This window comes from Streptomyces sp. DSM 15324 (assembly GCF_001514285.1).
Lineage (GTDB): Bacteria > Actinomycetota > Actinomycetes > Streptomycetales > Streptomycetaceae > Streptomyces.
Window position 1 is genome coordinate 57,852 of the sequence record NZ_KQ949025.1, and the last position, 7,032, is coordinate 64,883.

The following is a 7,032-nucleotide window of genomic DNA, read 5'->3' on the forward strand; positions in this document are numbered from 1 at the left end:
AGGCAGAGTCGTGTCCGAGCCCAGGTCGGAGGCCGCTCAGGCGCCGGTGACCGAGGCCAGGTAGGCCGCCGTCTTCTCGGGCTCGTAGAAGAAGTTCTCGAAGTCGGCCGGGTCGTTGAACGCGTTGGCGAAACGATCAGCCACGACCGGCAGCTGCCCCGCCGCCCCCAGCAGGTTCACGATGTGCTCCGGCGGCGGGGCCAGCATCGCGTTGGTCCACTTGGTGACGTGCCGGGCGGTGTCCCAGTAGCGGTCGAAGGTGGCCTGCATCCACTCCTCGTCGAACTCCTTCTCCCCGTGTTCGAGGATCGACGCGAGGTAGGCGGCCGCGCACTTGGAGGCGGAGTTGGAGCCCTGGCCGGTGATCGGGTCGTTGGCGACGACGACGTCGGCGACGCCCAGCACCAGGCCGCCCCCGGGCAGCCGGCCGATCGGGTTGCGGACGGTGGGCGCGTAGCGGCCGGCCAGCGTGCCACCGGCGTCCGTGAGCTCGACCTTCGTCGCCCGCGCGTACTCCCAGGGCGTGAACCTCTCCATGAGCTCCAGGGTCAGGGAGAGGTGCTCGGCCGGGTCCTTGACGCCGTTGAAGACGTCGAGCGGGCCGCCGGGTATGCCTTCCCAGAACAGGATGTCGGCCCGGCCGGAGGTGGTGAACGTCGGCATGACGAAGAGTTCGCCGACCCCCGGGACCAGGTTGCAGCGGACGGCCTCCATATCCGGGTGCTCGGGGCGGGGGCCCATGCCGTGGACGTACGACACGGCGAGCGCGCGCTGCGGCTCGGCGTACGGGGAGCGCTCGGGATCGCGGGCGAACATCGACACCAGCTCGCCCTTGCCCGCCGAGACCAGGACGAGGTCGTAGGCGCGGGAGAAGTAGTCGAGGTCGGAGACGGCCGCGCCGTGGATGACGAGCTGGCCGCCGCGCTGGGCGAAGATCTCCATCCAGCCGGCCATCTTCACCCGCTGGTCCACGGACTGGGCGAACCCGTCGAGGGTGCCCACCCAGTCGATCGCCCGCTGCGTCGGGCCCGGGTCGTGCGAGCCGGGGGCCGCGACCGAGACGCCGAGCCCGGCGATCTTCGGGGCCTGGGACTCCCAGAAGCCGAGCTGGAGGTCGCGCTCGTGCTGGAGGGCGGTGTGGAACATGCACTGCGTCGACATGACCCGTCCGGAGCGGATCTCGTCCGCCGTCCGGTTGGACATCAGGGTGACCTCGTACCCGTGCGACTGGAGGCCGAGGGCGAGCTGGAGACCGGACTGGCCGGCTCCGACGACGAGTATCTTCCGCATGCGGGGAGACTCCTTGTGGGGACTGCTCGGGGGGACTGCTCGGGGGGTGGTCGAGACTTACTCGGGGGTTTCGTCGAGCGCGTGGCCCACCAGGGCCAGCAGGGTCTCGATCACCGAGATCCGGCGCCGCGCGTCCATGATCATGACAGGTATGTGTGCGGGGATCGTCAGCGCCTCCCGCACGTCCTCGGGCTCGAACAGCTCGCTGCCGTCGAAGTGGTTGACCGCGACGACGTACGGCAGCCCGCAGCTCTCGAAGTAGTCCAGCGCGGGGAAGGAGTCCTTGAGCCGGCGGGTGTCGGCGAGGACGACCGCGCCGATCGCGCCGCGCACCAGGTCGTCCCACATGAACCAGAACCGCTGCTGGCCCGGCGTGCCGAACAGGTACAGCACCAGGTCGTCGTCGAGCGTGATACGGCCGTAGTCCATGGCGACCGTGGTGGTGATCTTCTCGGGCGTGCCGGTGAGGTCGTCGGTCTCCGCGCTCGCCTCGGTCATCAGCGCCTCGGTCTGGAGGGGCTCGATCTCCGAGACGGTCCCGACGAGGGTGGTCTTTCCGGCGCCGAACCCGCCCGCCACCACGATCTTGGTGGCTATGGGGGCTCGGGTGCGGTCGGTCTGCCAGGGCTGAAGGGGCTCGTCGGGTTCGGGTGCGACGAGGGGGGTGACGCCAAAGGAGGAGGCGGCGTCAGAGACGACGGAGTCCACTCAGCACCCTTTCCAGCAGAGCGCGGTCGGGACGGCCCGTACCATGGGTGGTACCGGTGCCGTACACACGGATCTTTCCCTGGTCCGCGAGGTCGCTGAGCAGCACCCGGACCACGCCGAGCGGCATCTTCAGCAGCGCGGCGATCTCGGCCACCGTGCGCATCCGGCGGCACAGTTCGACGATGGCCCGAAGCTCCGGCATGACCGTGGACCTGAGGGAACCGTTCGTCAGTTCCTTGCGCTCCTCGGGCGCTTCGAGGGCCGCGACGAACGTCTCCACCAGGAGGACGTGACCGAAGCGGGTGCGGCCGCCGGTGAGGGAGTAGGGGCGGACGCGGGCGGGCCTGCGGTCGCCGCCGCGGACGGGGAGCTGCTTCTTGTGCTGTTGCGGCTGCGGTTGCTGCTCGTTCCGGCGCGGCTGCTCGTTCCGGCGCGGCTGCTCGGCCTGGCGCGGCTGCTCGTTTCGGCGCGGGTCGTGGGTCATCGGCTGCTCCCCGCCGACTCCGACTCCTCCAGCGATTTTCGTAGCTCGCTGCGGAGTTCGGGGGTCAGGACGTGTCCGGCCCGGCCCACGAAGAGCGCCATGTGGTACGCCACGACGCTCATGTCGCAGTCGGCGGAGCCGTGGACGCCGAGCAGGGAGCCGTCGCTGATCGACATCACGAAGAGGCTGCCCTCCTCCATGGCGATCATGGTGTGCTTGACACCGCCGAAGTCGATGAGCTTCGCGGCGCCGATGGTGAGGCTGCCGATGCCGGAGACGATGGTGGCGAGATCCGCGGAGGAGCCGCGGGGGCCGGTAGGTCTGCCGCTGCGGGACCGCCTGGCCTCGTCGTTGCGGCCCGGGTCCGAGGAGAGCAGGAGCAGGCCGTCGGAGGAGACGACGGCGACGGACTGGATGCCGGGGACCTCCTCCACGAGGTTCGTCAACAGCCAGTGCAGGTTACGGGCTTCACTGCTCAGTCCGAAGGTACTGGGCGCGGTCAACTGCTTGCCTCCTCGACTGGGCCCCCCGTGTCTTCTTCGGCGTGTGCGTGTGCATCTTGAGCTCTCGCGGGTGCCGGAACCTTGTTCTGGCCCGTCTTCTCCGCGATCTCCGCCTCCACCTCGCGGTAACCGGCCTCCGCCCCCCGGCGGAAGCCGCCCAGACGGCGGCGGAGGGCCTCGGCGTCGACCGAACCGGTCAGCCTGCGCGGGGCCTGGGTGGGAACAGTGATCTTGGGGGTGCGCTTCGGGAGGCCCTTGTCGGTGACGGGGTCCTCGTCGGCGACGAACTCCTCCGGCACCTCGGGGACCCTGCTGTGCTCGGGGCCGTTCTCGTCGGCGACGTCGGGGGCGGTGACGCCGTCGGGGCCCGTGAGGCCGTCGGGATCGCCGATGTCGGCGCCGTCCGCTTCCCCGTGCGGATGCGGCAGCAGGAGTTCCATGGTGGTCTCGGCGGGGCGCTCGGGGGCGGAGCGCTCCGAACCGGGGACCGGGTCCTGCGACGAGGTCTCCTGCGAGGTCTCCGGCAAGCCCTCCTGGGGATCCTCCTCCGCCGCGCGGACGGTCTTCTCCGCCAGGGCGACCAACGGGTCGCCGGTGGGCTTGGTGCGGCCGGGCAGGATGTTGGAGTTGGCCTCGGCGTCGGCGCCCGGGAGGGAGAAGGCGGGACCGGCGGCGCCGGCGGGTGTGGCGGAGGGGACCGCGGCGGCGGGCGCGGCGGCCAGCAGCGCGGTCGGCAGGACGGCCACGGCCGCGGTTCCGCCCTGCTTCTGCTCGCGCAGCTGCACCCGTACCGCGTGCCGGTGGGCGAGCCGGGCCACGACGTACAGGCCGAGGCCGAGACCCTCTTCGCCCTCCTGGTCGTAGGGGGTGTCGGGGTTGAATTCGGCGAGCCGGGAGTTGAGGCGGACGAGCCGTTCCGCGTCCAGGCCGATGCCCTCGTCCTGCACGGAGAGCATCACCTCGCCGTTCTCCAGGAGCCAGCCGGAGATCTCGACGGGAAGGTCCGGCGGGGAGAACGAGGTGGCGTTCTCCAGCAGTTCGGCGAGGAGATGGCTCAGGTCGTCGGCGGCGAAGCCCGCCACGTGCGCGTGCGGCGGCAGGGAGGCGATACGGACCCGCTCGTAGCGCTCGATCTCGCTGACCGCCGCCCGGACGACGTCCACCAGCGGGATCGGGCCCGCGTGCTGCTGGACGTGCTCGGTGCCGGCCAGGACGAGGAGGTTCTCGCTGTGCCGGCGCATGACGGTGGCGAAGTGGTCGAGCTTGAAGAGGGTCGAGAGCCGGTCCGGGTCCTGCTCGCGCTCCTCCAGGGTCTCGATGACGGCGAGCTGCCGCTCGACGAGCCCGAGGGTGCGCAGGGCGAGGTTGACGAAGGTGCCGCTGATGGCGCCGCGCAGTCGCTCCAGCTGCTCGGCGGAGTCGGCGAGTTCGGCGCGCAGCTCCTCGCGGGCGTCGGCCATCTGCTGTCGCTGTCCGACGAGGTGCTTGCGGTCGGACTCCAGGGTGTTGACGCGCTCGTGGAGGGCGACGGCGTGCTCGTGCAGGGCGTTGACGGAGCGGACGACCTGGGCGAACTCGTCGTTGCGGCCGGTGAACCGCACCGGCTCCTCGGCGGTGGGGTTCTCGGCCTCGGCGAGCCGGGCGGAGCCGCGCCGCAGCACCGACAGCGGGAAGGTGAGGCTGCGCGCCATACCGGTGCTGACGACGACCGCCAGCAGCATCAGGGCGCCGATGAGCGCGACCCGGATCTCCAGCGCGGTGACGTCGTCGTCGCGCAGCCGCGCGAGGTCCTTGGTGCGGCGGTCGTAGAACGAGGACTCCACGCCGCGCATCAGGTCGACGCGGGCGGAGAGCGCCGCGTCCAGCTTCTTGGTGCCGGTGTCCAGCTCGTCGTCGCCGAGGACGGGCTGGTCGGTGAGGCGGGCGAGGTACTTCTCGGCCGTGTCGACGTCACCGCCGGTGACGGTGGAGTCGTAGGAGTCCACCGTCGCGCGCGGGGCGCCCTCGCGGAAGTCGGCGAGGGCCGCGTCGGAACGCACCCGGGCCTGCTGGGCGGCGGCGGTGAGCGCGTCGCGGACCTTGGTGTCGGCGGCCGAGGACGTCTTCTCCGAGGTCGTCAGACCGGTGGCCGGGTCGTAGACGGACCGGGAGTGGGTGGGCACGTTCAGCGCGGCGAGCAGCAGGCCGCGGGCCGCCGAGGCCTGCTGTACGGCGGCGTCCAGCTCGGCGAGGGCGTAGGCGCCGGAGCCCGCGCGGGGCGGCATGTCCTCGGCGAGCCGGTCGGCGAGGCCGTGCAGCGCGGTGATGATCGCGGAGTACGCCTCGTGCGCCTCGAGGGCCGTGTCGTCGCCGGTGAGCGCCGTGGCGCGGACGGAGGCGAGGGAGTCGAGGGCGGAGCGCAGCGAGGCGGTGAGGTCCGTCCCCTTCAGCTCGCGCGCCTGGCGGTCCACCCGGGCGCTGCCGTCGGCGGAGGGCGTCTGGGACTTGGGGCGGCCGGCGGCGACGTAGGAGGTGATCGCGTCGCGCTCGTCCGCGAGGGACTGGGCCAGGACGAGGGCGTCCTGGGTCTGCTCGGCGCGCGTGACCAGGTCCTGGGAGTCCTTCAGCTGCCCGGAGGCGGTGAGGACGGCGGGGGCGCCGGCCCCGGCGATGGCGGCGGCGACCACGGCCACCGCGACGATCAGCCGGTTGCGTACATGGGCGGGACGGCCCTTGCCGACAGGGGTGCGCTCCGCGCCCCCCTCGGAGGCCGTCTGCCTGCCTGTGCGCCGAGGCCGCGTCTTCTGCACCGGTGCTCGCATTCCTGACTCGTGTACCCATGGGCCGGATATGACGCCCCGTCAACTGGTGCGTACGCCCGGTTCGGTCCCCGACCCTCCCAGTGCCGGTGGGCGGGAACCGCGCATCGCCTGACCCGCCACCCGAAGGAGTGAACATCGGAGGGGAGTTGGCGGGCAAGTTCCTCTGGCGCGTGCAGCGCCCTTGCGCGCCAGGCCGGTTGGACGTGGGCGGCGGGCTTTGGCAAGATTCGCCGCCACCGCTTCCCCGACCCCTGCATTACCTCCCAAACCAGGCGTCTGACCTGCGGGCCTACGCCAGTTCGGCGAGCGATGCAAGCCTTTCGCGGAGGCTGTGAAGAGGTCGTGCAGACTGGCCGGATGCGTACGGAACTTGTGTCGCGGCCCGGCGATCCGGACCGGCCGGACGAGGACTTCGTGAGCGTCGGCCTTCCCGCCTGCGGGCAGGGCGGTTCCGTCGTCGTGCTCGACGGCGTGACTCCGCCGCCGGACGGCGGGGGCTGTCTGCATTCGGTCCCCTGGTTCACGGCACGGCTGGGCGGGGCGCTGACCGAACTGACCGTTTCCGCACCGGATGTTCCGCTGGCCGAGGCCCTCTCTCTCGCCATTGCGCGTACCGCCGCGGCCCACGCTGAAACCTGTGACCTTTCTCACCCGCGCACCCCGCAGGCGACGGTGGCCCTCGCGCGCTGGTCGGCGGAGGCCGTGGAGTACCTGGTCCTGTCCGACGCGGTGCTGCTGCTCGCCGCCCCGGACGGCGCGGTGACCCCCGTTCTCGACGACCGGCTGGCCCGGCTGCCGCGCGGGCTGCTCAGGAGCGCGGCGTACGTCGACGGCTCGCTGCGCAACCGGGAGGGCGGCTTCTTCACCGCCGCCGCGGATCCGGCGGTGGCCGCGCGGGCGGTCACCGGGAGCGTGCCGCGCGCCGGGGTCGCCGCCCTGGCGGCGCTGTCCGACGGTGCGGCGCGCTGGACGGAGACCTTCCGCGAGGGCGACTGGACGGACCTGTTCGCCCTGGTCCGCGCGCGGGGAGTGGAGGCGCTGGTGGAGCGGGTGCGCGAGCTGGAGCGCGCCGACGGCGCGGACGGCTCCGCCCGGGTGTTCCTGGGGACCGCGAAGACGCACGACGACGCGACGGCGGTGTACGTCGAGCTGTAGCCCGGCCGGGAAGCCGTACGGCGTGGGTGGTGGGTGGTGGGTGGTGGGTGGTGGCCGGCTGCCGGCCGGGGAGCGGTACGGCGGGTGACGG

Annotated in this window: 6 protein-coding genes; 1 reads left to right on the top strand and 5 read right to left on the bottom strand. The window is 72.1% G+C overall.

What is annotated here, in order from left to right; all coding sequences use genetic code 11:
• Positions 1 to 36: 36 nt before the first annotated feature.
• Genes AQJ58_RS10545 through AQJ58_RS10565 form a run of 5 tightly spaced genes read right to left on the bottom strand, consistent with a single transcriptional unit; the run spans position 37 to position 5,774 of the window.
• The gene (locus tag AQJ58_RS10545; RefSeq protein WP_067247949.1) at positions 37 to 1,290 is read right to left on the bottom strand and encodes a styrene monooxygenase/indole monooxygenase family protein; all 1,254 of its coding nucleotides are present in this window, start codon (positions 1,288 to 1,290) and stop codon (positions 37 to 39) included.
• 57 nt (positions 1,291 to 1,347) lie between these two features.
• Positions 1,348 to 1,998 (bottom strand): GTP-binding protein, encoded by a 651-nt coding sequence (locus AQJ58_RS10550; RefSeq protein WP_067247951.1) that lies wholly within the window; start codon positions 1,996 to 1,998, stop codon positions 1,348 to 1,350.
• Entirely contained in the window at positions 1,979 to 2,482 is a 504-nt protein-coding gene (locus AQJ58_RS10555; protein ID WP_079078847.1) for a DUF742 domain-containing protein, read from the bottom strand. The genes AQJ58_RS10550 and AQJ58_RS10555 overlap by 20 nt, the downstream gene beginning before the upstream one ends.
• On the bottom strand, positions 2,479 to 2,985 hold the full coding sequence (locus AQJ58_RS10560) for a roadblock/LC7 domain-containing protein (protein ID WP_067247954.1): 507 nt from the start codon (positions 2,983 to 2,985) through the stop codon (positions 2,479 to 2,481). The genes AQJ58_RS10555 and AQJ58_RS10560 overlap by 4 nt, the downstream gene beginning before the upstream one ends.
• Positions 2,982 to 5,774, bottom strand: coding sequence for a sensor histidine kinase (locus AQJ58_RS10565; RefSeq protein ID WP_234360020.1), 2,793 nt, complete (start codon positions 5,772 to 5,774; stop codon positions 2,982 to 2,984). The genes AQJ58_RS10560 and AQJ58_RS10565 overlap by 4 nt, the downstream gene beginning before the upstream one ends.
• Before the next feature lie 369 nt (positions 5,775 to 6,143).
• Here AQJ58_RS10565 and AQJ58_RS10570 point away from each other — a divergent pair, with 369 nt between their 5' ends.
• A complete protein-coding gene (locus AQJ58_RS10570) occupies positions 6,144 to 6,941 on the top strand; it encodes a hypothetical protein (RefSeq protein ID WP_067247956.1) in 798 nt (265 codons plus the stop codon).
• Positions 6,942 to 7,032 lie beyond the last annotated feature (91 nt).